The organism is Flavivirga aquimarina, assembly GCF_030540835.1.
Classification (GTDB): domain Bacteria; phylum Bacteroidota; class Bacteroidia; order Flavobacteriales; family Flavobacteriaceae; genus Flavivirga; species Flavivirga aquimarina.
The window spans coordinates 66637-92971 of sequence record NZ_JAUOEK010000056.1; the positions used below are offsets into that span (position 1 = coordinate 66637).

Consider the following 26335-nt stretch of genomic DNA (forward strand, 5'->3'; position numbering starts at 1 on the left):
GTGTGAAATTAAACTAATAATAATCGAATTGCAAATATTCACTATGACATATATCATATTTTAAAAACCTCTCATGCTATACTTTTGATATATAAATGTTAGGTATGTTAAATTCGTTAATAAATAAATATAATATTGCGGGGCCTCGTTATACGAGTTACCCAACAGTTCCTTATTGGAACAATGAGACATTTTCCTTAAAAAAATGGAAATCGTCTTTAGCAGAATCTTTTAAAGAAAGTAATTTAGAAGAAGGTATAAGCCTCTATATTCACTTGCCCTATTGTGAAAGTTTGTGCACGTTTTGTGGATGTAATAAGCGTATTACAAAACAGCATAATGTGGAGTCTCCTTATATAACTGCAGTTTTAAAAGAGTGGAATTTATATTTAGAATTGTTTGATGAAAAACCAATTATTAAAGAATTACACTTAGGAGGTGGTACTCCCACTTTTTTTAGCCCAGAAAATTTACAGCGATTAATTAATGGTATTTTAAGACATTCGATACTTGCAAACAACCATGAGTTTAGTTTTGAAGGGCATCCAAATAACACGACTAAAGAACATTTGCAAGCCCTTTACGATGTGGGATTTAGAAGGGTGAGTTATGGTGTGCAGGACTATAATGACACGGTACAAAAAGCCATACACAGAATTCAGCCTTTTGAAAATGTAAAACGAGCTACCGATATGGCCAGAGAGATTGGTTACACGTCGGTTGGACATGATATTATTTTTGGACTTCCATTTCAAACCTTAGAACATGTAAAGGAAACCATTTTAAAGACTAAGGAATTATTACCAGATAGATTGGCATTTTATAGTTATGCACATGTACCATGGATTAAAGGGAACGGACAACGCGGATTTAAGGATTCCGATTTACCTTCTGCCGAATTAAAAAGGCAACAATACGAACTAGGTAAACAACTACTGGCAGAGGTTGGTTATAGCGAAATAGGTATGGATCATTTTGCTTTAACTACAGATTCGTTGTACGAATCTATGGTAAACGGTAATTTACATAGAAACTTTATGGGATATACTGCCTCAAAAACCCAGGCTATGATTGGTTTAGGCGTGTCGTCAATTAGTGATAGTTGGTACGGTTTTTCTCAAAATGTAAAAAGTATCGAAGCATACTATGATTTATTAAAAAATAATATTTTACCTGTTTATAGAGGGCATATTCTAAACGAAGAGGACTTAACTATAAGAAAACATATTCTTAATTTAATGTGTCGCTTTAAAACAGCTTGGACCAAAAATAATCTTTGTTTTAAGGAATTACCACAGGTTATTGACCAATTACAGGAAATGAAGACAGATGGATTACTCAATGTGAGTTCAAACACTATTGAGGTGACTAAAAAAGGCCGGCCTTATGTTAGAAACATATGTATGGCTTTTGATTTATTATTACAAAGAAAGCAACCCGACACTCAGTTGTTTTCTATGACAGTTTAAACATTAACTCTCCCATATGGTTACTGAGTGGCTTAAATTGAGTGACTTCCTGCCAAGCAGGGATTAGAAGTAAGCCGAAGTAAAAATGGGAACCTAAACCTACAAAATTATGAAGAAGATTATTGTACCCGTAGATTTTTCTGAGCATTCAGAATATGCTTTAAATACAGCTGCAAAGCTAGCTAAAAAGAATGATGCAGAATTGTTGGCATTGCATATGCTGGAAATGTCTGAAGTGGTGCTTACAACAGGAGGAGAACAGCCACAAAAAATAATTTATTTTTTAAAGTTAGCAGAGCAAAGATTTGAAGATTTTCTTAAAAAAGATTATTTAAAAGACGTTAAAGTAACACCAATTGTTAAACATTTTAAGGTGTTTAGTGAGGTTAATGACATTGCAAGCAAGTACGATGCAGACCTTATAGTTATGGGGTCTCATGGAGCTAGTGGTGTTAAAGAATTTTTTATTGGTTCTAATACAGAACGTGTTGTAAGACATGCCGATATTCCGGTATTGGTAGTTAAAAATAATGTACCTGAAATTAATTTTGAGGTAGTCGCTTATGCATGCGATTTTTCAGAAGAGTCCATTGAGGCTTATTTAAGAGCCGTTAAGGTGTTTGATAAGTTAGGCTCTAAATTGTATTTGGTTTATGTGAATTTACCAAATGATAAATTCAGAAATTCTTTGGAGATTGAAAAACTTGCGGTTAATTTCTTTACCAAAGCAGATGGAAATTTAGATAGAATGGGAGATGTTTATTACACGTCTGATTATACTATAGAAGATGGTATTTTAAGTTCTTCAATAAAAATAGGAGCCGATTTAATTGCCATTCCAACACATGGAAGAAAGGGCTTATCTCATTTTTTTCAGGGCAGTGTAGGGGAAGATGTTGCCAATCATTCTACATTACCAGTTATAACATTTAAAATTTAGGCTAATAGTTTTAGCTTATTCATTTTAAGAACAGGCGATCTAAGGTACTTTACTTTAGGTCGTCTGTGTTTATAAGGAGATTATTGAAATTATTCAGAATATCACTTTTTAAGCCACCTCATTCGCATTACTTACTTTTTATTGATTCTATTTCTGTTTTTAGAAATTTTGTTACTATTTCACCTAGTTTTTTATAACCCTGTTTTGAATAATGAACATTATCTGATCCTCTACCAAATTTTTGGTGAATTGGAATGGATGCTTCATAGATATCGTTTACAATAACCGATTGTTTTTTCATGACTTTTTTTGCAACATTATTATATCTTATGGCATCTTTTTTAAACCGACCAGCTTCATTTTCGGGAACATAGGATGTTGTTACAAAAATTAATTTCGCATCAGTTTTCGTTTTTAGAATTGTAACTATCGAATCAAGATTTGAAGCATATTCATCAATTGTATAAGTGATCTTTCCATTTTCTTTATCTCTATTTCCTTGAACTTTTGAATCTGGATGACGATAACACAAATCCCATAAACCCCAGTTAAATTGTACTATATCCCATGTCTCGTCACCAATCCATTCGTCTATTTTTTTTAATCCAGTTCCCGTATGCTGTGCATTTCCGGGATTATGAAAAACATCTGATTCGTTTGCTAAACCTTCCTTAACAAATGGGGTATATCCTAATGAAATGGAGTCACCTATTATTAACACTTTAGGTTTTTTATAATTATAACTTGAAAATAGAACAACAAGTGTTATTACAATTAATAGTCTACTTTTTAATATTTTCATTTTCTTGGTTATTATGTTGTATTCGGTTTATATATCAACCCTCTTTTCTATATTGTATATGTTGCGATGAAATTTCAGAAGCTGTTATTCCGTTATGGATGAGTATTCGGTAACGTAATACGGTAGGCTCAACATTAGAAAGGCTAACAGCATTAGCACCGGGATACGGATATACAGCGTTTTGCATGCTTCTTTTTGAACGTAAAATCCAAGGATTGGGATACCCCGGGTTTTTGTGGTGACTAAGAATCGATATACCAGCCATAGAACCTTCATGCCCCAAAGCTCCAGAAATGTCTATCCAACCCCCAGCTTCGATTGGTAGATTTTGTGGTTCAACCATTCCTGTAGAACTTGTGAATATAATATCTTCTACTAATTGAATCCTTGGAGAAAAACCACCATAGCCTTTTTTATCCTCCGACCCGCCAATTCGGGTGTTTGGTTCCTTAGCGATCAAGGCTATTTCTATATCAATTTGACGATAGTTCTGTTTGGTTGGGAATACTGTGATGGTTGTATATTCAGAAACCAAAGGCTTTTTATTTCCGTTTTCATCCAGCCATAAAGGGGACTTCCAGACTACATGTGCTTTGATGCTTCTTGCTTTTCCTTTATTTTTGAGTGCTTCAACTGAAAGTACTTGCCATTCAAAATTCTTAATTATCCATCCATCACCAATTCGTTTGTCACCTATATACAGTTGGTGCCATGCCCAGAAAATACCACGATGATGCGGATGGTCTTCTGGAAAGTCTTCGGTTAGAATTTTACCATCTAAAGAATAAAGCGGATGAATATAATTAGACCGTTTGTATTTACCATTTAGTTCCTTGTTGGCCGTTTGGTAAAATAGAATACTGTCTTTACCTTCCTTAAAAAGTACCCCGTCATCTTGAATTTTTAGTTTAACACTTTGAGACAGTACTATTGTATTAAAACATAAAATAAGGAAGATGCAATTCAAATTTCTCATCGGTTAATTAAAAATTAATTAGAATGATATTTATAGGTTTAAAAACTGTTTACTCTATTTGTTATGGTTACTTTTAATCAATTAGTTACCATAGCTATAATTCTTAGTGGTGCTCCGGTGCCACCTTCAATTTTCATGGGTAAAGCAATTATATCAAACCCATTTAAAGGTAATTTATCCAGATTAGTAAGGTTTTCAAAAGCAGGAATATCTTCCTCAAGAAGTATGACATGACTTTTGAAATATTCAGATTGACCATAATCAATGCTAGGCGTATCGATACCAATAGAATTGATATTGCGGTTTTGTATTAACCATGTTGCGGCATCTGGCGAAAGTCCGGGAAAGTGTAATAATTTAACAGCATGTTCACCACGCTCATCGGTCCCCAAATATTTAATTTTGTCTGGGTAGTATTTTGAAAATCCGGTTTGTAATAACACGATACTCCCATCTGGAATGGTAGTGCCTTGGCTTTTCTCCCAGTCCAAAAAATCTTCTATGCTAACTAAATAATCTGGATTATTAGCGGCTTTTGAAGAAACATCAATCTTAATGGCATGTCCAATTAATTTTTCAAGAGGTATTTCATCTACGGTTTGTCCATTTTCTGCAAAATGAATCGGAGCATCTATATGAGTTCCCCCATGTTCTGCAGTACAAAAGTTATTGGCCGAATAATAGTAGCCTTTATCTGTTTGTCCCTTAAAAACAGTATCCAATGTAAATTCCTTAGAAGTTACCCAATAAATGGTTTTATCTGAATAGGTATGAGACAAATCAATAATCTTTTTTTGAGAGGTTAAAGATTGTATTGAGGTGGTTTGTTTTTCTGTAGAAGTGGATTTGTTGTTACAGGCAATTAAGGTTGAAAATAATAATAGGTAAAAAGCTAGAGTTTTCATTTTTAGTTGATGGTTTTTATAATGGCATACAATGAACTCGTTTAAACTTTTTCAATTTGCTAAAAAATTGCTGTTTTCAACTCTGTTTTTGTTTTTTTCCTTCCGTAGCTCTGCTATGCAACTCAAAAAAGCCTTCAACAGAACTAAAAACTTCTAATTTTCGCTTAAATCCAAAAAGTTTAAACGAGTTCAATAACAAGATTTGAAGATACCATATTTTGCGTAAATATTTTAAAAGAAAGCTTAAAAACCACCAACTAAATATAGTAAGCCAATTTCTTAGAGTTTCTTTATAAACTTAGTTTACACTTATATTAGAAACTGCTAGAACATTAAATAAACTTGCTTTTGTTTTAAAAAAATCATTTTCGAGTTGAACGGCTTTAAGTTTAGCATCTATTAGCTTTGATTCTCTGGAGTTGACTAAAAACAAAGAGCTCTCTCCTAAAAAGAGTTTGCGTTCCTCGGCAGATAGCATGGTGTTATAATCGTTAACAATAACTTCTATATAATCATTTTGAGTTATATATGATTCTAATTCCTTATTAATGGCATCAATCTTATTTTTGAGTGTCACTCTTGTAGACTGAATTTCAAATTGAGTATGTTGCATTTTAAGCTTCGCTAATTTTAATTCAGAACGCTCTTTTCTTAAAAACAATGGAAAACTAATATTTAAACCACTTTTATAAGCCGAAGTATTAAAACTCCTTGCAATTTCTGGGGTTTGAGATAGGAAGTTATATTGTAAATCTATTTTTGGTAATAAATTATTCATTTTCAACCGCTTTTCAATATTTAAACTTTGAAATTTATAATCCAATGACTGTATTTTAGGATGATTATTTAAATCTAAAATATCTATATTAAATTGAGATGTATTGAGCGTTTTATCAATGGTTTGCATTGTGTTTTCATCTGGTATCACATGGTCTTTTATTTCAATAGGTGTATTTTCATTTAACCATAAATAGTTTGACAGTTCTAATGATGATTTTATAAACTTAATCCTTGATTTTTCAAAATTAAGCCGCCTGTTGTTTAAAGTAATACGGGCTTCTAAAGTATCTATTGCCGGACTTTCTCCTACTTCATAGCTCTTTTTTATACCATTAAACCGTATTTCGGCATTTGATAAAAAACTATCATAAACACGTTTTTCATTATAGGTTTTTAACCAATTAAAGTAGCTTAGAGTCGCTTGATATAAAATGTTGTTAACGAGTATTTGTCTATCAGCTTTAGCTTGATTCACAAATATTTTGGCTTGTTTAAGCATGGCCATACGCTTATTAATAAGTAACCCTTTTGCTAACGAAACAGATATACCTGCGCTATATAAACCATCTTCTGGAATACTGGCTTCTGGATTTAAAAAGTCTCCTGTATTTTCTTCGAAATTTCCTTTTATTTCAATACCATACCAGGTAGGTATTTTAAAAGCAGCATTTAACTTATCATAATATTCTGTATTCTTAAACTTCTTTCTGTCGTAATCAACTTCCAACTTTGGGTCAAAAGCACCACGAGCTTTCATCAATTTAGCTTCACTTTCGTTAATAACCAGATTAGCTTGTTTTACGATTGGATGAAACGCTTTTACATAGCCTAAATATTCAGCCAAAGATATCATGGAGGTATTTTCTTGTGCAGAACCTAAGCCGCTAATAAATATTAATGTGCACCATATTAATGCTCTCATTTGTTATCTTTTTTAGAAGCCATTTTTTTACTTTCTTGTGGTGTATAATAGTTAGGAGGGAAGCTGTTAATTTGTCGCCACAATTCAAACCAAATTGGTACATCTTCAAGTAAGGCAATTGTTTTTGCTCCAGAGCCTACTCTAATGGCTTCTGGCCATTTGTGATCTACTTCATCTGGTGCTAATAGTACTCTATATTTACCATTGTTACTAATAAACCTTTCTATAGCAACTATTTTAGCACCATAAGTACCGTATGAAACATTTGGCCATCCGCTAAAAACAATGGCTGGCCAACCATCAAACAGAATTCGCACTTTTTCATCTACATGAAGTAAGGGTAAGTCTATTGGTTTAACAAAAGTTTCAACTGCCAAATCGTATTTAGAAGGCATAATACCAACCAGTGCTTCACCTTCTTTAAAAGTGACTCCAATACCACCTCTTAAAGCTTTGTTTATATAGCCATTTTGCGGAGCAGTAATATATAATAAACTATGGCGTTTTTTATAGTTAGTATATGTGTTCTCTAGTTTGGTTACTTGAGCTTGGGTATCAAACTGACTAGACTTAGCAGTATACATATCACTTTGTGCTTTCGAAATTTTGTCTGCAAACACGGCATGAGTTCGAGATAATTCTAATTTTGCGTTAATGACATCATTTTTACTAGCTAGATATTTATTTTCTTGCGAAATAAATTTAGCCTGTGTCTCTTGAAGTTTTAAGCGTTTTTCTTCAACATCTTTCACTGCTTTTAAACCCTCTTCTTGTAAGGTTTGAATACGATTAAACTGTATGTCTGCAATTTTTAAATTTGTTTTGGCAGCTTCCAGGTCAATACTATCGCTTTTTACTTTTAACTGCGATTGCATGAGTTTGTTTTTGGTTAACTCCAGCTTTAATTGTTGCTCATTTCTTAAAGCCGAAATCTGTCTGTTTAAAGCGTTAACTTTCCCTTCATAAGCATTAACAGATGATGATTTAGCTTGAATTTGTTCGTTAGTTCTTTCAACCAATTTATCATCAAAATAGTCGCTTTTTATTTCAGAAATCCTCAATATAGTATCTCCAGCTTTTACAAAATCACCTTCTTGAACAAACCACGCTTCTATACGTCCGGGTATTTGAGACATGATGTTCTGTGGGCGTTGATTAGGCTTTAATGTTGTTACTACTCCTTGTCCGGAGATGTTCTGCGTCCATGGTAAAAATAGAACGATAAATAATATGATAGCTGCGCCTAGCAAAAACCTGTTAAAGTATTTATAGTACTTTTTATTCAAAATGCTTTTCCCAGATTTATACTTTTCTAAATCTATTTTTTTATTTAGTTGATTATGAGATATGTTCAGCATAACTTAAAAGTTTTTAGTTTTAATGTCTCCTTTTTCTAGTGTTACTGATTCTTTACATTTATCTACCCACGTTTCGCTACTACTTACTACTATAAGAGCCCAAGGCCTATCTTTATGCGTTAAGAAATTTATAATGGAATTTGTTTCTTTTTGGTTAAACCTGTCTAAAGCATCTTCTAAAATCAATACTTTAGGTTTTTTTAAAATGGCCCGTGCTAAAACAATTTTTTTAGAAACTGTATGAGACATTTGTCTGCCATCTGGATACAATATAGTTTGTAAACCGTTGGTTTGTTCCTTTATAAAATCGATAAGACCTACGGCTTTAATCGTGTTATATATTTCATCATCGGTTATAGCAGTATTTCCGAACGTAAGGTTGTCTTTAATGGAAGCTTCAAAAGGTGTTTCCTCGGTTAATGACATACCTAATTTTGAACGATAGTGATTAAGATCTAAACTTTTTACCGATAAATTATTTACATGAATATTACCAGATGTTGGCTGTATGACTCCAGAGATTAATCGCAATAATGTTGACTTTCCAGAACCACTTTCTCCTTTAACAAGGATTCTACTTTTAGAATTAATATTAAGAGAAACGTTATTAATTATTGGTTTTTCACGATTAGAAACTTTGTATGATACATCTTCTAATTCAATTTGAATTCCATTTTCAAATGGTATAGTTTCACCATTACCGTTCTCCAGGTCTTTATCTACGATTTGACCTAATTTTTCAATGGAAGTAAGCATGTCGTAAAAGGGTTCTAATCCTAAAATTAGCTTTTCTACTGAGGCAATTACAAGAAGAATAATAATTTCGGCAGCTACAAATTGCCCAATATTCATTTCTTGATTTAAAACCAAAGCACCGCCAATTAGAAGCAAACTTGCAGTTACGATAACTTTAAAACTTATCATTTGAATGAATTGAATGACTAGGATTTTAAAATGGTTTTCTCTAGATTTTAAGTAATCGTTAACTAAAGCATCATTTTTATTTAATGCCAAATTGGTATCGCCTGAGAGCTTGAAACTAACTATTGTTCTTGCTATTTCCTGTATCCAATGGGCCACTTTATATTTATGTTTAGATTCTTGTAAACTGGTTTTTAAACCTTTTTCTGCAGTATATTTAAATACGATTAATATTAATGTTAGTAGCAGAACACCAAAAATGATGAAAAAGGGATGGTAAAATGATAGTAATATTAAGGCAAACAATATTTGTAATATAGCAGAAGGGACATCGATTAATATTTTAGAAAGCCCCTTTTGTATGGTTAACGTATCAAAAAACCTATTGGCAAGCTCAGGAGGATAATAGTTGCGTAATTCCGTCATCTTAATTTTTGGAAAACGATAACTAAGTTCAAAAGAAGATCTTAAAAAAATTCTTTGTTGAATCGTTTCTATAATACGTAATTGCATAAGTTGCAAAGCACCTGAGAAAGCGACACCAAGGGTTACCAGAATTACTAATATAACCCACGATGTAGATATTTGAGCACCTTGTATGAGGTTTATTATAGCTTGAATTCCTAACGGAAGCGATAAGGCTACTATACCAGAAAAAATAGCATAATAGAATATTTGTAAAATATCTCTTTTTTCTAATCGTAGTAATCCAATAAAACGTTTCCAAGGAGACATAGTAGGTTTATTCATAAATAATTAAGGGTTAATTGTTTTTAAAACTAATGGCATTAAAAAATCGGTTGGGGTAACACCAAGTTTACAATCTGTCATAGATGCAAAATGACTTTTTAAAAAGTGCTGATGTAGACTGCCTTCAATAATAGTACTCGCTAAACTGGAAGGGAATTTATAGTCTGGATTTATAGCCGCAATCATATCTTGTAAGCGGTATATAATACGTTTGTAAAGAATAAAATAGCCTTCTTTGTTTTCTTTGTCTACCTCTTTGGTTAAGAATGATTTAGAATTTTCATTAATAATGATTCTATTTAAAACAACTTCATTAATATGATGGTAATTAGAATCTTTTTTTATGCTTCTGGTAACAATTTCTATGGCTTTTTTAAGCTTATCGGTAGCATTTAGACTATGTGTTTCGAATACTAATTGGTATTCTATCCAACCCCAATACCAAGACGATAAGTATAATAAAAGTTTATGCTTACTTTCAAAATAACGATAAATAGAGCTTTCATTAGAGCCTATAAGTACACCTAGCTTTTTAAATGTGAAATTTTCGAAACCAGCTTCATCGATTAAAATAATGCTATGTTCTATTATGCGCTTACCTAATACAGAAGACTCAGGGTCTTTTACATAAATTTTCTCAGGCACTGAAATTTTTAAATTTGATAGTAATTTGTCCATAATTAGTTAGTTTAAACGCAAATATAATAGTATTACTATTAATAAAGAAAATAAAGCCATTATTATTGTGAAAACTTTAAGAATTAGAATGAATTAATTTGTTGAAAAAATGGCTATTTAATGGCTATTCTGTGGTACTAGAACATTATTTAAAATAGGAGAGTGTAAGTTTTATAAAAAAGAGCTGATATTTTATTGGTCTCAAATGGAGTTAAAATTATGTACTTTAGTGCATGTCGCTTTCAGCTTCTAAAAACTTTTGACACGAACCAGCCTGCCGGCTGGCAGGTTTCACGAATTCACACGAATTCAGTTTTACTATATTTCACGAAGCAGACTTTCAGTCTGCCAAAACGAACCTATGGACTTCCAGTCCAGGAGTGGTTTATTTTCAAGCTTATTATTATATCTATATTTTGAAATTATATTACTACGATTACAATTCTTATTACTAACGTGTTTCTTTAGTTTGTAATAAATATATTTAAATAGAGAAAGAGAGAACTATAAGAGCCGACAAACCAATCAAAGAAGAATTCAATCCTAACTATTTAGAAACTATTTGTTTAAAAAGATTAATAAAGAATAATAGATAAAGTACTCAATGCAATTATAATTTAGACTTTAAATTAGTTTAAGTTGAGTAGGTAAGAAAAAAAGCACTATAATTGTAAAAAAAATATATCAATAACTATTTTTAGCGTAATTCAATTGTTGTAAAAAAAATGATAAAAACTATTAAAACGCTTTTAGTCGATGACCATCAATTGGTAATAGATTCATATAAAAACTACATTAACCTATATGAAGGATATAATCCAAAAATAAAATTTAAGGTTACTTTTGTTACTGATACTGACGAGGCTATTAATTGTATAAAAAAAGCAAATACCCCTTTTGGCTTAGTTTTTTTAGATATAAGAATCCCGAAATCTAAAGACGGAAAATTTAAATCAGGCGAAGATGTTGGCATGTATATTAGAAATAATTCACCTGAAACCAAAATTATTGTTATTACTGGGTATAATAATTCATTAATATTGAGTAATATTTTACAAAATCTAAATCCGGATGGTTTGCTTTATAAGAGCGATATTGTATGTAATACACTTTCTGAATCATTAGATAGTATACTTAATGATATACCATTTTATAGTTCAACAATTTTAAAACTACTTCGTAAAAAAATATCTAGCAAAATTGTTTTAGATCGTATTGATAAACAATTGCTGAATGAGTTATCAAAAGGAACCAAAACAAAAGATTTACCTAAAGCTTTACCTTTGTCCAGAGCAGGTATTGAAAAAAGAAGGCGCAATTTAAAAGAGCTATTTGGTGTAACCAGTAACGATAGTGATGTTTTGATTAGTTCTGTTATTAAAAAAGGCTTTTTGTAGTTCTTAAAACCCAACGAGGCTTTTATTTAAGTGTTTAAACCGAGAGTAACTAGTTTTTTACCACTACCGGTTGGTCCGCCAGACTCATGCACAAATACTGCAATTTCACGTCCAATTAATAGTGCATTTGTCGTTAGTTTATCATGGTTAACTCTTGCAAGAAAAAGATCTTTAAAAGCCTGCATAATGCCATTAGAAGCAGAAAAACAAATGTATAAGTTTAGTTGGTTTAGCTGCCCTCGCTCTCTGTTTACAATAGCAGCAGCTTTAGCAGCTAAATTTGTAATACTTTTTGTTTTATGTGTATTCATTAAAGTTCCCGTCCAGTTTGCATGTATATTTTGGTTATCACCTTCTCTTCCATGCCCAACAACTGTTAGTGTATATGCTTGTCCGCTTTGTGTTACGATGTCCGGGTTACTTGTGTTACTCTTAACACGGGTGGAATCAGCACTTCCGCTTAAGTAAGTATTTGTTCTCCTAATATTTTCATCCTTTTCCCATCCACTAGGAATATAATGAATATCAGATTTCTTAAACAAATCTTTTTTCTCATCGGCTGTTTTTTCAACCCTTTGTATAGGAGCCTGAGAAGGATCCTTAGTATTTTTATTTTCTAAGCCATGTTCGATGCGTTTTAACTGAATTGAATTTTGAGATGCTGTTACCATTTGTATTAACTTTTTTTGTGTAATAGTTGTGGCTCTTTTATCTATAAATTTTAAAGAATTGTCACCGTTATTTTGTTTCTTAACGGGCTCTTTTAAAACGTTTTGGGCTATTTTATCTTTTGTTTTGTCTACGTAACTACTCATAATAATACAGTTGTTTTATATATCATAGTTAAACAGTCTTTTTACCAGTTTGAGGTTAACAAAAAAACATGTTTTATTAAGTTATTGAATGTAATCAACTTTTAAACATTTTTTTTAACTAAAAAACTACAATTAGAAAGCTTTATATTTCCTTTTTGTATGCTAAAACACTACTAAAAGTATGTTTTTGTAGTACATGTAGTATGGTTTTATTACAAAATTTTCTTATTTTTTTTTATAGATTGCTATAACCAAAATCAATAGGTATTGATGTACTTTACTTATGGTAAATACTAAAGGTATTGTGTCCTTGTTTTTTTGTTTCTATACAATCTAAGTAATCTCAATATCTATAATTTTAATAACAAAGATTCAAAAACTACGCCACGTTAATTTAGAGAAAATCACTGTTGTTAATGAACCAATTAAAAGTATTGACGTTACTTATTATTTTTATTTTTCTTCAAGACAATTTGTATGCATTGTCATCGACTAAGGCATATAGAATACAACAACAGGATACATCTAAATTAATTAAAAAGGCAACCAAAAAACTTGGTTTTTTCGAGAAGCTATTTAAACATAACGATTCTGCCAAACTCGCTCGAAAATTTATACATCAAAATCATAAAAAATTAAAAGACAAAAAAACGCCAACATTTCCAACTGGCACTACAGATGTCGATCTGGAAAAATCTTTTCTTAAAACAGATAAAAATTTTGAGTTAGGCTATGAGGTTTTTGGTTGGTATCCTTATTGGGAAAAAGATTATTATAAACATATTAATTTTTCACTGCTCTCTACGGTGGCCTATTTTTCATATGAAGTAAACCCCTCTACAGGAAAAGCCATCTCTACGCACGAATGGGAAACAACATCATTAATAGACTCCATTAAAGCGTATCCTAATAAAAAAATACTACTTACGGTAAGCAACTTTGGAGAACGAAATAATAGGAGGTTTTTAAGAAACTCTAAATCCATTGACACATTAATAAGTAATCTAATTAAATTACTGGATAAAAGAAAAGGAGATGGCGTTTGTATAGACTTTGAAGGCATTCAAAAAAAAGAAAAAGATGATTATACGGGTTTTTTACTAACGCTTTCAAGCAGATTAAAAAAGGTAAATAAAGATTACAAAATATACGCAGCGGTACCAAGCGTAAATTTAACTTATGTCTTAGATTTTAAATCTTTAAATCAGGCTATTGATAAGTTTGTAATCATGGGCTACGATTATTATGGTAAAACCAGTAGCATAGCAGGCCCGGTAGCTCCATTGCTGAGTGGCAAAAGTTGGGAACCATTCAATCTTACGGAATCCGTTAAGTATTATTTAAAAGAAGGCGTTCCAAATTCAAAACTTATACTAGCACTACCTACTTATGGGAGTTTATGGGTGACAGATAACCAAAGTTTGCAATCTAAAGCCAAAAAATATATAGGAAGTAGAACTTACAGTTACATAAAGTCGGAAATTGAAAACAACGAGGCTGTCTATATTGAGCCTATTAGTAAGAGTGCTTACAGTACCTATAGAGTTAAAGGAAAAAAAACGGAATATAGGCAGTGTTGGTTTGAAAATGACTCCAGTTTTGTTTACAAAACCAACCTTATAAAAAAGAACAAACTGGCAGGTTTGGGGTTATGGGCTCTGGGGTATGATAAAGGATATGATGATATCTGGAACGTTATATATAATGAATTATCAAAGGAAGAAAAAGCAGCTATGGACGCGTCTACCGATGGTTCATCTGAAGGCGAAGGCACACAAGGTGGTGATAGTAATACTTCTCAACAGGGAAATGCATCGACAACAGAAGATGATAGTGATAGTACCGGTGTCTTACAAAAAATCTCGAATGCATTAGGAGTAGATGATCCAGATAGTAAAATTAATAAAACTGAAAAAGAATTAGCAAGCATCACCGATTACAAAACCATTCTTTTATACATCATGTGTTTTGCATTATTCTTTGGATGTATTGGCTTTTTAAGTGCCATGATGTTTCCAAACACAAGAGCTAATTTTTTTAATAGCACTTCATTAAAAATATACTATTCGGCATTCATGCTGCTCTTAACGATTGTCATTTTTAGAATGCAGCAATGGATAGACAATAGTATCGTAACACTCATTATTGGTTTTATACTCGGAGGAATAGCATATTATATAGCAAACACATTTGTTGAACGTAAGAAAAAAGAATTACCATGAGCACTCTGCCAGCTATTGATACTAAAAAGATGAAAGCCGAAGCCGGAAAGCTGAAGAAGATCCTTGAAGCCGTAAAGAAAGCGTTGTCTAAAGAACTATTGTGGGTTTTGTTCATTGTATTATTAGGTATTCCAGTGACGCTAATCGTTGCCTATTTAATAAGCTTAACATCTATTGATTTAAGTGGTGTGTTTAGCATTATTACAGAAGACCTTTACCCATCATTCGTAGTGCTATACATAGCCTGCGTCATAGGTATCTATTTTTCAAGAATCGTTGCTTTGGCAATAAAAACACAATTAGAAAGTAAAACAGAATAGACTATGCTGGATAAAGTACTCATATTTATAACAGACCTTCTTAACAGGAATCTAAAAATGTCCTTTGGTTTAACAGATGATATCGTCGTTCCCGGAAGCTTAATTAATCTGGACGGTAGCGTTACCAATAACATTGAAAATAAGGTCATTATTTCAATTATAAATTTAGAGCATGAAAAAACGGTAAAGCATATGGGAGGATATATTCCCGATAACCAAGGTGATTTTAGTAAAGTGAATCCTCCTGTATATCTTAATCTATATTTACTAATATCGGCTAATTATAATTCAGATAATTATCTCGAGGCATTAAAAATGCTTTCGGCGGTAATAGGCTTTTTTCAAGCCTCTAGAGTTTTTGCATCTTCAGATTACCCAGATTTAGATTCCTCAATTGATCGATTAACTTTTGAAATCTATAATGTTCCCATACAAGAGCTAAGCCATGTTTGGAGTGGTATAGGAGCTAAATATGTACCATCTATGGTGTACAAAGTACGAATGGTAGGCATACAAAAAGGAGATGTTAAAGAACAAATTCCGGCAGTAGCAGGTTTAAAATCAAATACTAAAAAAGAATAGGATATGAATCTTCAGCACTGGTTTACATTAGAAATGCTACATGAATATTTTGATAATAACGTATGTACTGTTTTTAAATTAATACCAATGGTATCTACCCAACGGGTCATGAAGAATTATAACATTCACATAAATAAATTAAAAAATCAATATCTCGGGTATATAGGTGTCTCACCTTCAACGAATAGTTGGGAAGAGCTTCAAACGATAGACGATCTCTATTTTCAATTAATCAATACAGATCAAGAATTTGATAATTATACAGACCTTGCTTTACCCAAGGAAGAAGGGACATTACTTTATCTCACAAACCCGCTGCAAGATGCTAATGAACAAGCTATAATTACCAATAGATATCTACCTGTCCAATCATTATTTTTTCAGGTAAAAGTCCCTCAAGGTCAACCAGTTTCAGTAGTGATAAAAAATAGTAAAGGAGAAGATGTTTTTAATCAGTTAACGATTGAAAATCAACCAAGTATTTCTATAAATATTAATGTTTTTGGTACTGGGGTTTATGAATTATGGATAGCAGGTAAATTATCGCAAACATTTATAGGCACTTCAGAAAAAATTGAAGATAAATGTTATGGTATTTTGCATCTGCAAATGGCATCTATTCTGGCAGCTTTAAAAGAGAATAATCCCCCATTACTCAAGGCAAATTTTATAGCAAGATCCACCTATTGGCAATATGCAGTTGTAGTCTCGCAAGATAAAAAAATTACGATTCAAGATATTAGTATAGAAAGTGTTAATGATGAGCAATATTCGGGGCCTGTAAAGAAAACAATCGGGACAGAAGAGGCTAATTTGTTTACCTCTCCAGATATTATAAAGCTTCATCAAAGAGCTAGGGCAAGTCCATTATTAAAAATGCTTTATAAAAATGATTTTTCAGATACTGTAATGGAATTGGATATTAAAATGCCTGTACCTAAACCATCTGTAATAATCACTAAAAAGGAAAACAACGAGGATGTATTTTATTCTCAAACCATAATTCATGTATAACTTTAAATAACAAAAAAGAATGTCAGTAACAGCAATGAAAACACCAGGGGTTTATATCCAAGAATTGGATGCCTTTGGAAATGCTGTTGTACCTGTTCCTACTGCTATACCAGCCTTTATAGGGTATACAGAAAAGACCAGTTACAATGGTAAAGACTTAGTAAACGAACCGGTAAGGATAACTTCGTTGGCAGAATTTAATGCCGTTTTTGGGAGCATACCTCCTCAAATTCAATTTAGTGTAAACCAAGCATCAGCTCCTTCCAAAGCTCCTGCAGCACCAGCAGCAGATGCTTCTAAAAAGAAACAACCTGCAGCACCGGCGGCAGGAAATACTAGTGCACCACCACCAGATTTTTTTATAGATACTACGGGGTATAATTTAGCGACAACTACTGTAAATTATAGACTATATAGTGCCATTCGTTTTTTCTATGAAAATGGGGGAGGTACATGTTATATTGTTTCAGTAGGAGGGTATGACTATGCTTCAACTGGTTTAACAGAAACAAAACCTTTTGAAGAAGCACTAACGTTACTAGTCAAAGAAACAGAGCCTACAATGATTGTGATACCGGATGCCGTAGAGTTAATGGATCCTACACAAACCGATCTGGCAAAAAAATATGCGTTATGTTATACATTACAAGGTGAAATGATTAACCATTGCGGCTTACTACAATCTAGAGTGGCGCTGTTAGATATTCCAGGAGGATATAGCGAATCATTGGTAGGAACTACAAGTGTTGAAGGCTTTAGAAATGCAGTAGAACCAACATTGCCTAAATTTAACAGTTATGCAGCTGTTTATTACCCTTGGTTAAATACTACCGTAAATCAATTAGGCGATATCTCGTATAAAAATATTGCACCAGCAAGTAATGCCGTTGTACAAACCATGCTTAATGCCGAGTTTCCTGCTGTTGTAGATCCAAAAACAAAAGCTTCTGTTGATAATCCAATAAAACCATATATAACGGCTTTGTTCGCGACTAAACCAGCAGCAGATGGAATTACACAAGATAAAGCAGATTCGGTACTTAAAAATTTAAGTGCTTCCTATAAATTATTATTAAATCATTTCTTAGAGAAATTAAATTTAATGCCTCCCAGCGCAGCAATGGCAGGAATCTATACCATTGTAGATAACAATGAAGGCGTATGGGTAGCACCAGCTAATGTTGGTGTGCAAGGCGTTATAGCACCATCCATTAAAATAGACCATCAAGCTCAAGAAGATCTAAATGTACCATTAGACGGAAAGTCTGTATGTGCCATTAGATCATTCCCAGGAAAAGGTGTATTGGTATGGGGAGCAAGAACGTTAGATGGAAATTCTAATGACTGGAGGTATATCAATGTTAGAAGAACATTAATATACATAGAACAATCTGTAAAAGAAGCAGCAAGTGCCTATGTTTTTGCACCTAATGATGCAAGTACTTGGGTATCTGTAAAAAGCATGATTAGTAATTTCTTGACTGGATTATGGAATCAAGGAGGCTTGGTAGGACCTAAACCAGCAGATGCCTTTTCTGTTTCCGTAGGATTGGGAAGCACCATGACTTCACAAGATATTCTGGAAGGAAAAATGCTAGTTGCTGTAAAAGTAGCGGTATCACATCCAGCAGAATTCATAGAAATAACCTTCCAGCAAGAAATGCAAAAAGGATAATTTATCATTAAAAAATAACATTAAAATCATTTAAAAAAAACATACAATTATGGCAGATGATGGATCAGCACAAGGTGCAATTTGGCCGTTAACTAAATTTTATTTCAAAGTTAACTTAGGCTCACAAGACAACACAGCTTCTTTTCAAGAAGTATCAGGGTTAGATACCGAAACACAAGTCGTAGAATACAGGCATGGTGATAGTAAAACATTTAGCACAATAAAAATGCCTGGTATTGCTAAATTTAGTAATGTCACCTTAAAAAAAGGCGTTTTTGTTAAGGATAATAATTTCTGGAAATGGTACGATGCTATAAAAATGAATACCATTAAAAGAGAAACCGTTGTTATTCAGTTGTTGGATCAAACCGGAGCTCCTACAATGACCTGGACATTAACGAATGCATGGCCAACCAAAATTACTGCAACAGATTTAAAATCTGATGGTAATGAAGTTGCAGTAGAAACCCTAGAATTAGCTCATGAAGGGTTAACCATAGCTAATGGATAAGAATGAGTAATTATCCATTAGTAGGTTTTCATTTTAGACTTTCATTTCCACTAGAATTAGGAGCGTTAGATACCTCCTTTAAAGAAGTTTCAGGTATGACTATGGAAATGGGAATGGAAGAAATTGCAGAAGGTGGGGAAAACCGGTTTAAACACCGGGTTCCTACTGGAGCAAAATATCAGAATCTAGTACTTAAACGAGGTATAACATCAATAGTTTCACCATTATCATTATGGTGTGAAGCTACTTTAGTAGGCGGGTTATCAACAACCATTGTTTCTCAAACGGTGTTGTTGAGTTTACTAAATGAAAATGGACTCCCCGTAAAAAATTGGAGTTTTATAAATGCGTGGCCGGTAAAATGGGAATTTTCACCATTAAACTCTATGAACAATGAGATTCTTATAGAAACATTGGAACTAACCTATGATTATTTAATAGTAGTATGATATGCCAATAGAAATAAGAGAACTAGTTATAAAAGTAAAAGTAGAAGAATCGATTAATAAACAATCTGAAGCTATAGATATGAATATGATAAAGAGAACTATAGAATCTACTTGTAAAAAGGAAGTTAAAAAACAGTTGAACAAGTTAAAAGAGCGCTAATATGGGGAAGGATTTAATGGAAATCATAGCTTATGATACGAATCAATATTCAGGATCCGGGACATCCAAATGTACCGTACAAATAAATCCTGCATCCTATACACATGAGCATACGGTAAATTATAACAATCAACAAGCACTTGGATCTCCGGGAACAACATTATGGTTTAAGGGAATCCCTCCAGAAAAAGTGTCTTTCGATATTTATTTTGATGCTACAGGAGCCATTAAATCAGGATCATTAGCGAGTTTTAAAACACAGACCTCTGTAGATGATCAGATAAAAACATTTAAAGATGTCTGTTTTACATATAACGGAAGCATTCATGAGTCAAATTACTTAATTATTTCGTGGGGAACATTAGTTTTTAAATGCAAGCTAACCTCCTTAAATATATCGTATACACTCTTTAAGAATGACGGAACACCATTGCGTGCTAAAATTACAGCAGCATTTGAAGAAGCTATAGATGAAGGGCTTATTGCTAAAGAAGCTAATAACCAATCTCCGGATTTAACACATCTTGTTGAAATAAAAGAAGGAGACACATTACCACTTATATGCTATAGAATTTATGGAGATAGTAGTTATTATATGGAAGTAGCAGCCTATAATAATATCTTGAATTTTAGAGATCTCACCCCCGGTACAAAAATATATTTACCTCCTATAAAATAATTAAGATATGGCTGAATCACCAATAATAAAAGGGAATAATATAATATCCTTTACAATTACATCTAATGGCTCAGAAGTTCCAGACACCTATGGAGTCATGAGTATCTCTATATCTCAGGAAGTAAATGTTATAGCCAGCGCTCAAATTTCAATAAGGGATGGCAATCCATCCGATCAGCTATTTAAAATTACTGATTCGGATACTTTTGAGCCAGGATCGGAAATAGAAATTAGTTTAGGATACAATAATAAGGATACCAAAATATTTTCTGGAGTTGTAATTAAGCAATCCATTAAAATAGACGATTCAGGAACATCGTTACAAGTAGCCTGTAAAGACACCATCTTAAAAGCTACGAAATCTAAATCAAAAGTCGTTTTAACCAAAGCAATAGATAGCAAGGCTATAGAACAAATAGCAGATAACCTTGGTATTAAAAAAGAAGTGACACCTTCTTCTGTAATACAGGATAAAATTGTACAATACACTGCCACAGATTGGGATTTTATAGTAAATAAAGCGGAATTAAACGGGATGGTTGTTATCACAGATATGGGGAAATTAGTAGTAAGTCCGCCACCAATAGACACGACTCCCGAAATAGGACTGAAATTAGGAAGAGATATTCTGGAAATGGATACGGAAATTGAAGCTACAAATCAGTACGAATCTATAACCGGAAGTTATTGGGATCCAGATAGCCAGGAATTAGTTAGCGTAGAGGCAGATGATGTTTCAGAGAACGAACAAGGCGATCTTTCAGGTTCAGAATTAGAAGGTGTATTATCTGCAGATCAGACATTAGATACATCAGTTCCAATATCACAAGAAGCTACTCAAGCATGGGTAGATGCGGCAAAGCTTAAAAATGAACTGTCCAGATATAGAGGTAATATTACATTCCAAGGGTCTGCTCTTATAAAACCAAACTCATTGATTCTATTAGAAGGCTTAGGAGATCGTTTTAATGGAAATGCCTATGTTTCCAGCGTATCCCATAGTATGAGTGATGGTCAATGGCGAACAGAGATAGGTATTGGACTTTCTCCAGATTGGTTTAGTGAAAAAACATCCTCCTCCATGGGGCCAACAGCTTCGGGATCTTTAAAAGGAGTAAAAGGTTTACAAACAGCCATAGTTAAAAGCATCTATGAAACTCCTAGCAGCGATAATGAAGATCAGGAAAAAGAATTTAAAGTAGAATTGGAAATTCCAGCAATTAACAACGAATCAGAAACTGTATGGGCACGATTATCTACGTTTTACGCCAGTAGTGGTGTTGGCGCTTTTTTCTACCCAGAGGAAGGGGATGAGGTTATTATAGGTTTTATGGATGGAGATCCTAGATTTCCAATCATAATAGGGAGTGTTTATAGTAGTAAAAATGCGCCTCCGGTAACTATTGGAGATGATAATAATTATATAAAAACACTCATGACTAAAAGTCAATTAGAAATTCAATTTGATGATGAGAATATAGTTATGACCATGATGACCCCTAATAAAAATATTATAACCATTAGTGATAAAGATGAAGGTATTACCATTGTTGACGAGAATAGTAACTCGATACAAATGAACGATAAAGGCATTACTATTCAAAGTGACTCCAGTTTAACCATTAAGGCAACCAACGATTTAACAATTCAAGGAAATTCTGTAACTATAAAAGCAGATAAGACTGTTTCCATTAGTGGCAATAGCGGTTGTACCATGAGTAGTAGTGGTGGTAATACAAGTATAAGCGGGACTATGGTAAACCTAAATTAAAAATGATAAATAAAAATGGACTAAATTATGAAGGATAAATCGTTTTTAGGTACAGGTTGGGCTTTCCCTCCTACATTTTATAAAGATAATGAGTCGGGAGTCGAGATGGTTTCCAATGAAGCAGATATAGAACAATCTCTTGGAATATTACTTAATACCAGTATAGGTGAACGCATTATGGAGCCTAGGTATGGCTGTGATTTATACACTTATTTGTTCGATTCTATTTCAAATTCCAGAGTACACCTCATTACAGAAATTATAAGAACAGCTATTATAAATTACGAGCCCCGAATAAAATTACTGAAGGTTAATTTAGATGAATCCAACTATTTAGATGGTGTTATAAGAATTAGTTTAGATTATATAGTGCCGTTAAGTAATACCAGATTTAACCTGGTGTTTCCATATTATAAAGTTGAAGGAACCGATATCCCCGACTTATTTAAAAAACAAGTAAGAAATCCCAAAGACTTTTCCGAACAGGGAATGGATACAACTAAAGGGTAATGAAATTAATTAAATCAATGATGCATTGATGATAGAAAGAAGAACAGGTACCATACAATCTCAAAGGATAAACGACGATCTGCTTAATCAAAAATTTAAGATTGATGACAGGTCTTTTGAAGATCTTTTGGGGTATATGATTTCGTATCTGGGACATATAAATTTTTATAATATTGATAATACCCTTGATGGTAATTGGCAAGCTTTTATTAGGAATGCTTCCGTTATGTCTATGGTTAAAATTATAAAGGAACCATTAGATAGCCTCATAGTTAGCGAGACCCCTCTGGATACTATGAATACCTTATTAGATTGGTATGCTAAAATAGAAGAATGGCATATTAATTTAACTCACCTTAAGGAAGACGTTTTAGCAAGTAAAATAGGGAATATTTTATTTGACATATTAAAACCTAAGAAAGAGACTATTCTCAATGCTGTAACAAGTTTAAAACAAGAGCAAGAGGGAACTTCTCCAAGAATGTTAGGCGCTCCAAACCCAGATAACCCAGATAGAACGGCTTTAGAAGAAGACAATAAAAACGCAGCGGTTAATTTAGATCAGACAGTCAATACATTTAAAGAGCTCATCATTCACATTCAGGATTTTACAAAAAACTATCTAAAAGCCTATCTTTTTGCAAGAAATGATCATGCGCCTAATAATGCCATGTACATCACTTTTGCATTATTATACAAGAAAATACAAGAGGAGCTCAATAAACTATCACAAAGCCATTTAGATTTTTATTATAAAGATATCTTACAGCAAACACTACGAAAAGGAAAACCAACTCAGGCTATTATATGTTTTAATGTAGACCCCAAAATAAAGAATGTATTTATTCCACAGGGAACACTATTTTCTGCTGGTAAATTATTTGAAAGTAAAAAAGCAATTCTATTTGAAACCGATAAACCTGTAGTTGTAAGTCCCATAGTATTAGAATCTGCACAAACTTTATTCTTTAACAAAAATCCATTTATTGAAATAGGGACAGATGGTACTATTATTTCCAATATTATAAAAAACAACCTTGTAAATAAAGGCAAGAAGATTGAAGATGCCGAAAATTGGTCTTTATTCGGAGCTAATAAAAATACACTCATCAATTCCGGAATAACCAAAAAAACAATTACAAATATTGGCTTTATGATCGGGTCTCCTGTGCTTTTTTTAGAAGAAGGAAAACGTCAGGTTACAATAACATTCAGGTTTGAAGAAGACACATCAAAGAATGTGTTTTGGAAACTCGTAAACCAGATAGTCATTAATGATAAAATGTCTTTAGATACCGTTTTTAATATGGTTTTTGAAAACACATTTATTATTTCATACACATCAACAAAAGGATGGGAAGCAATAACATCATATAATTTAGTATTTGATGAAACAACCAACGATTTTGGCATTAGTTTCATATTAGAAAACACGGCACCTCCATTAACCACATTAATAACAGAAGAAAAGAACTCTGCCTGGCCTATGGTAAGAGTCTTATTTGATGAATATGCGCCGATCTATGCATATTCATTTTTTAAAGGAGTCAATCTGGAGTCGGTTACAATTGATGTAAAGGTAACAGGAGTAAAAAACCTGTCGGTATATAATAATATTGGTAAAATGCCATTAACAAAATCTTTTGATCTATTTGGCCCCTTACCTTCTGTTGGAGATTATCTTATGGTAGGGAAAAGTGAATTATTTAAAAAAGAGCTTATAAGCTTGAATATTCATATAGATTGGGCCAATGCTCCGGAGGATTATGGAGGGTTTGATACTTATTATCAGGAATATGATGAGGTATTTACAAACGATTCTTTTAAAATAGAAGTCAGAGCACTATCAAATGGTTATTGGTTTCCGGAGGCTGGACATCCGTTAGAAAAATTAAACCTATATAGTACTGAACCCTGTACAACTCCAGAAGGTTATGATAGCGTTATACTATCTAAAGACAGGTCTATAGCTTTAAGTGATCTGGAACCTTATAAGCTTTCCAGAGATTACAGGCTACAAGACCCGATAAAGTATGATATACATACACAAAACGGATTTTTAAAACTAACCCTGAGCAACCCACAGCATGCGTTTGGACAAAAAGCTTATCAAAAAAGTTACACAAAAATAGTAACCTATAATGCAAGAAATAAAGAGGATGCTCCCTTGCCTAACAAACCTTTTATTCCTAAGGTAAAAGAAGTGCAACTGGATTATACGGCAAAAGATGTTATATATTTTGATAATACAGCACCTAATGATGAAAGTTCGGGTAAAATAACCGGAGATTATATGCATATTACCCCTTCCGGAATACGTAAAGTAGTAGACGACACCCAAGTGTTTTTAAACACAATGGTTACAGATTATGAAGGAGAAGGGTACCTCTATGTTGAGTTATCTGGTGTTCAGCCCAATTCAAACATAACCTTGTTTTTTGATTTATTGAATGATAACCCGTTACATAATGAAAAAAGTAACAATATTGTTTATCAATATAAAGCATCAGGTAGTTGGGTAACACTTACTGAAAAATATATTATCTCAGACAGTACATATCAATTCACCAAATCGGGAATCGTAGAATTACAGCTTCCAGATTATGCACAAATCAATGAGGACAAAATATGTGAATTACGATTTATGGCCATACATGATGCTTATGTGTATCCGGTTATAAATGGAATTTATCCAAATGCCTTAATGGCTACTTGTACCAGTGAAGACAATCAAGTTATAGGAAAGTGTATTGAAGCAAAACAGATAACTAAATCTGTTGTAAAAATAGCGGGGCTTAAACAAATTATGCAACCGGCAGCTTCTTTTGGAGGAGAAACACCCGGAACACCAGAGTTATTTTACACAGAAGTAAGTGAACGATTAAGACATAAAGACAGAGCTGTATCATTATGGGATTATGAGCATTTAATACTCCAATACTTTCATGATGTCATAGCCGCGAAATGTACTAATCTGGATAAAAATTTTAAATCACAGGCAGGCAAAGTAACCTTGGTTGTACTAAGCAAGCAATGGACCTACCAAAACCATCAATATTTTAATACGAATGACCTTATAAAAATGACTCAGTTTTTACAAAGGAGGGCAAATTCATTCATTAAAATAAAAGTGCAAAACCCTGTTATAGAGTGGTTACTGGTTAATTGTGTCGTAGAATTTTATGTGGAGGATGATAGTGGGTATTACATGACAGAATTGAATACCGTTATAAACGACTATTTATCACCATTATCAAAGATAAGTACTAGCAGAACTAAAGGGATAGGAACCGAGATAGTTCCGATAATGTTAATGAGTCATATAGAGAACTTACCATATATAAAATCCGTGAGAAGATTAGATATAGAGCATATTGTAGAGGATGGTCTCAATGATTTTACAATGAAAATTCATGAAAAAAATAATGAAATTAAACCAACCACCCCATGGTCAATATTAGCACCAAAGCTAAAACATAATATATTCTTGCCCTCCATTCTTGAGGAAGGCACCATAGTAGAAATAGAAACACAGAATTTACAAATAGGTGTAGACTATATTATTGCTGCAAACGATGTACTTATAGAACCCGAAGGAGGCGATGAACCCCCAACAACTGAACAGGTAACAGAAGATAAAACAAAACAAGAGGATACAAAAGCATCAAAACCAAAGTTAAATACCATTTTGACTTTCAAAACGGAATAGCCTCTAACAAGAAAAAGTGA

The 26335-nt window shown here is 32.9% G+C and carries 23 protein-coding genes; 15 read left to right on the forward strand and 8 right to left on the reverse strand.

What is annotated here, in order from left to right; all coding sequences use genetic code 11:
* Positions 1-104: 104 nt before the first annotated feature.
* Both hemN and Q4Q35_RS03920 read left to right on the forward strand, forming a co-directional pair.
* Positions 105-1469 carry an oxygen-independent coproporphyrinogen III oxidase gene (gene hemN, locus Q4Q35_RS03915; RefSeq protein ID WP_303276628.1) on the forward strand — a complete coding sequence of 455 codons (1365 nt, stop codon included), beginning with the start codon at positions 105-107 and terminating at the stop codon, positions 1467-1469.
* A 109-nt stretch (positions 1470-1578) separates the two neighbouring features.
* Positions 1579-2409, forward strand: a complete 831-nt coding sequence (locus Q4Q35_RS03920; protein WP_303276629.1) for a universal stress protein — start codon at positions 1579-1581, stop codon at positions 2407-2409.
* A 127-nt stretch (positions 2410-2536) separates the two neighbouring features.
* On the opposite strand, the gene Q4Q35_RS03925 is transcribed toward Q4Q35_RS03920, so the two are convergent.
* From Q4Q35_RS03925 to Q4Q35_RS03955, 7 genes are all read right to left on the reverse strand, one after another.
* Entirely contained in the window at positions 2537-3211 is a 675-nt protein-coding gene (locus Q4Q35_RS03925; protein ID WP_303276630.1) for an SGNH/GDSL hydrolase family protein, read from the reverse strand.
* 34 nt (positions 3212-3245) lie between these two features.
* Positions 3246-4187, reverse strand: coding sequence for a DUF6807 family protein (locus Q4Q35_RS03930; protein ID WP_303276631.1), 942 nt, complete (start codon positions 4185-4187; stop codon positions 3246-3248).
* 77 nt (positions 4188-4264) lie between these two features.
* A complete protein-coding gene (locus Q4Q35_RS03935; RefSeq protein WP_303276632.1) occupies positions 4265-5092 on the reverse strand; it encodes a cyclase family protein in 828 nt (275 codons plus the stop codon).
* 298 nt (positions 5093-5390) lie between these two features.
* Positions 5391-6794, reverse strand: coding sequence for a TolC family protein (locus Q4Q35_RS03940; protein ID WP_303276633.1), 1404 nt, complete (start codon positions 6792-6794; stop codon positions 5391-5393).
* A complete protein-coding gene (locus tag Q4Q35_RS03945; protein WP_303276634.1) occupies positions 6791-8152 on the reverse strand; it encodes an HlyD family secretion protein in 1362 nt (453 codons plus the stop codon). The genes Q4Q35_RS03940 and Q4Q35_RS03945 overlap by 4 nt, the downstream gene beginning before the upstream one ends.
* A gap of 3 nt (positions 8153-8155) precedes the next feature.
* Entirely contained in the window at positions 8156-9823 is a 1668-nt protein-coding gene (locus tag Q4Q35_RS03950) for a peptidase domain-containing ABC transporter (RefSeq protein ID WP_303276635.1), read from the reverse strand.
* A gap of 6 nt (positions 9824-9829) precedes the next feature.
* On the reverse strand, positions 9830-10501 hold the full coding sequence (locus Q4Q35_RS03955; protein ID WP_303276636.1) for a TetR/AcrR family transcriptional regulator: 672 nt from the start codon (positions 10499-10501) through the stop codon (positions 9830-9832).
* A gap of 725 nt (positions 10502-11226) precedes the next feature.
* On the opposite strand from Q4Q35_RS03955, the gene Q4Q35_RS03960 reads away from it, so the two are divergent.
* Complete coding sequence (locus Q4Q35_RS03960; RefSeq protein ID WP_303276637.1) at positions 11227-11898, forward strand: response regulator; 672 nt, start codon at positions 11227-11229, stop codon at positions 11896-11898.
* Between the two features lie 26 nt (positions 11899-11924).
* On the opposite strand, the gene Q4Q35_RS03965 is transcribed toward Q4Q35_RS03960, so the two are convergent.
* On the reverse strand, positions 11925-12713 hold the full coding sequence (locus Q4Q35_RS03965) for a hypothetical protein (RefSeq protein WP_303276638.1): 789 nt from the start codon (positions 12711-12713) through the stop codon (positions 11925-11927).
* 416 nt (positions 12714-13129) lie between these two features.
* On the opposite strand from Q4Q35_RS03965, the gene Q4Q35_RS03970 reads away from it, so the two are divergent.
* Genes Q4Q35_RS03970 through Q4Q35_RS04025 form a run of 12 tightly spaced genes read left to right on the forward strand, consistent with a single transcriptional unit; the run spans position 13130 to position 26315 of the window.
* Complete coding sequence (locus Q4Q35_RS03970; RefSeq protein ID WP_303276639.1) at positions 13130-14935, forward strand: glycosyl hydrolase family 18 protein; 1806 nt, start codon at positions 13130-13132, stop codon at positions 14933-14935.
* On the forward strand, positions 14932-15255 hold the full coding sequence (locus Q4Q35_RS03975) for a hypothetical protein (RefSeq protein WP_303276640.1): 324 nt from the start codon (positions 14932-14934) through the stop codon (positions 15253-15255). The genes Q4Q35_RS03970 and Q4Q35_RS03975 overlap by 4 nt, the downstream gene beginning before the upstream one ends.
* A 3-nt stretch (positions 15256-15258) precedes the next feature.
* Positions 15259-15837, forward strand: a complete 579-nt coding sequence (locus Q4Q35_RS03980) for a Pvc16 family protein (RefSeq protein WP_303276641.1) — start codon at positions 15259-15261, stop codon at positions 15835-15837.
* 3 nt (positions 15838-15840) lie between these two features.
* A complete protein-coding gene (locus tag Q4Q35_RS03985; protein ID WP_303276642.1) occupies positions 15841-16851 on the forward strand; it encodes a hypothetical protein in 1011 nt (336 codons plus the stop codon).
* A 19-nt stretch (positions 16852-16870) separates the two neighbouring features.
* Positions 16871-18526, forward strand: a complete 1656-nt coding sequence (locus Q4Q35_RS03990) for a phage tail sheath family protein (protein ID WP_303276643.1) — start codon at positions 16871-16873, stop codon at positions 18524-18526.
* 49 nt (positions 18527-18575) lie between these two features.
* Positions 18576-19037: a phage tail protein gene (locus Q4Q35_RS03995; protein WP_303276644.1), complete on the forward strand. Its 462-nt coding sequence runs from the start codon at positions 18576-18578 to the stop codon at positions 19035-19037.
* A gap of 2 nt (positions 19038-19039) precedes the next feature.
* Positions 19040-19486 (forward strand): phage tail protein, encoded by a 447-nt coding sequence (locus Q4Q35_RS04000; RefSeq protein WP_303276645.1) that lies wholly within the window; start codon positions 19040-19042, stop codon positions 19484-19486.
* 1 nt (position 19487) lies between these two features.
* On the forward strand, positions 19488-19646 hold the full coding sequence (locus tag Q4Q35_RS04005) for a DUF5908 family protein (protein WP_303276646.1): 159 nt from the start codon (positions 19488-19490) through the stop codon (positions 19644-19646).
* 1 nt (position 19647) lies between these two features.
* A complete protein-coding gene (locus Q4Q35_RS04010; RefSeq protein WP_303276647.1) occupies positions 19648-20325 on the forward strand; it encodes a CIS tube protein in 678 nt (225 codons plus the stop codon).
* A gap of 7 nt (positions 20326-20332) precedes the next feature.
* Positions 20333-22096 carry a type VI secretion system tip protein VgrG gene (vgrG, locus tag Q4Q35_RS04015; RefSeq protein WP_303276648.1) on the forward strand — a complete coding sequence of 588 codons (1764 nt, stop codon included), beginning with the start codon at positions 20333-20335 and terminating at the stop codon, positions 22094-22096.
* Positions 22097-22123: 27 nt separating this feature from the next.
* The gene (locus tag Q4Q35_RS04020) at positions 22124-22606 is read left to right on the forward strand and encodes a GPW/gp25 family protein (RefSeq protein ID WP_303276649.1); all 483 of its coding nucleotides are present in this window, start codon (positions 22124-22126) and stop codon (positions 22604-22606) included.
* A gap of 28 nt (positions 22607-22634) precedes the next feature.
* Positions 22635-26315, forward strand: a complete 3681-nt coding sequence (locus tag Q4Q35_RS04025) for a baseplate J/gp47 family protein (RefSeq protein ID WP_303276650.1) — start codon at positions 22635-22637, stop codon at positions 26313-26315.
* Positions 26316-26335: the final 20 nt, after the last annotated feature.

Excerpts from the sequence above, each read along its gene's own strand:
- hemN (WP_303276628.1), top strand. The coding sequence starts at position 105 with ATGTTAAATTCGTTAATAAATAAATATAATATTGCGGGGCCTCGTTAT.
- Q4Q35_RS03945 (WP_303276634.1), bottom strand. The coding sequence starts at position 8,152 with ATGCTGAACATATCTCATAATCAACTAAATAAAAAAATAGATTTAGAA.
- Q4Q35_RS03935 (WP_303276632.1), bottom strand. The coding sequence starts at position 5,092 with ATGAAAACTCTAGCTTTTTACCTATTATTATTTTCAACCTTAATTGCC.
- Q4Q35_RS03950 (WP_303276635.1), bottom strand. The coding sequence starts at position 9,823 with ATGAATAAACCTACTATGTCTCCTTGGAAACGTTTTATTGGATTACTA.
- Q4Q35_RS03975 (WP_303276640.1), top strand. The coding sequence starts at position 14,932 with ATGAGCACTCTGCCAGCTATTGATACTAAAAAGATGAAAGCCGAAGCC.
- Q4Q35_RS03980 (WP_303276641.1), top strand. The coding sequence starts at position 15,259 with ATGCTGGATAAAGTACTCATATTTATAACAGACCTTCTTAACAGGAAT.
- Q4Q35_RS03990 (WP_303276643.1), top strand. The coding sequence starts at position 16,871 with ATGTCAGTAACAGCAATGAAAACACCAGGGGTTTATATCCAAGAATTG.
- Q4Q35_RS03920 (WP_303276629.1), top strand. The coding sequence starts at position 1,579 with ATGAAGAAGATTATTGTACCCGTAGATTTTTCTGAGCATTCAGAATAT.
- Q4Q35_RS03955 (WP_303276636.1), bottom strand. The coding sequence starts at position 10,501 with ATGGACAAATTACTATCAAATTTAAAAATTTCAGTGCCTGAGAAAATT.
- Q4Q35_RS03995 (WP_303276644.1), top strand. The coding sequence starts at position 18,576 with ATGGCAGATGATGGATCAGCACAAGGTGCAATTTGGCCGTTAACTAAA.
- Q4Q35_RS03925 (WP_303276630.1), bottom strand. The coding sequence starts at position 3,211 with ATGAAAATATTAAAAAGTAGACTATTAATTGTAATAACACTTGTTGTT.
- Q4Q35_RS04025 (WP_303276650.1), top strand. The coding sequence starts at position 22,635 with ATGATAGAAAGAAGAACAGGTACCATACAATCTCAAAGGATAAACGAC.
- Q4Q35_RS03985 (WP_303276642.1), top strand. The coding sequence starts at position 15,841 with ATGAATCTTCAGCACTGGTTTACATTAGAAATGCTACATGAATATTTT.
- Q4Q35_RS04005 (WP_303276646.1), top strand. The coding sequence starts at position 19,488 with ATGCCAATAGAAATAAGAGAACTAGTTATAAAAGTAAAAGTAGAAGAA.
- Q4Q35_RS03940 (WP_303276633.1), bottom strand. The coding sequence starts at position 6,794 with ATGAGAGCATTAATATGGTGCACATTAATATTTATTAGCGGCTTAGGT.
- Q4Q35_RS04010 (WP_303276647.1), top strand. The coding sequence starts at position 19,648 with ATGGGGAAGGATTTAATGGAAATCATAGCTTATGATACGAATCAATAT.
- vgrG (WP_303276648.1), top strand. The coding sequence starts at position 20,333 with ATGGCTGAATCACCAATAATAAAAGGGAATAATATAATATCCTTTACA.
- Q4Q35_RS03970 (WP_303276639.1), top strand. The coding sequence starts at position 13,130 with ATGAACCAATTAAAAGTATTGACGTTACTTATTATTTTTATTTTTCTT.
- Q4Q35_RS04000 (WP_303276645.1), top strand. The coding sequence starts at position 19,040 with ATGAGTAATTATCCATTAGTAGGTTTTCATTTTAGACTTTCATTTCCA.
- Q4Q35_RS03930 (WP_303276631.1), bottom strand. The coding sequence starts at position 4,187 with ATGAGAAATTTGAATTGCATCTTCCTTATTTTATGTTTTAATACAATA.
- Q4Q35_RS03960 (WP_303276637.1), top strand. The coding sequence starts at position 11,227 with ATGATAAAAACTATTAAAACGCTTTTAGTCGATGACCATCAATTGGTA.
- Q4Q35_RS04020 (WP_303276649.1), top strand. The coding sequence starts at position 22,124 with ATGAAGGATAAATCGTTTTTAGGTACAGGTTGGGCTTTCCCTCCTACA.
- Q4Q35_RS03965 (WP_303276638.1), bottom strand. The coding sequence starts at position 12,713 with ATGAGTAGTTACGTAGACAAAACAAAAGATAAAATAGCCCAAAACGTT.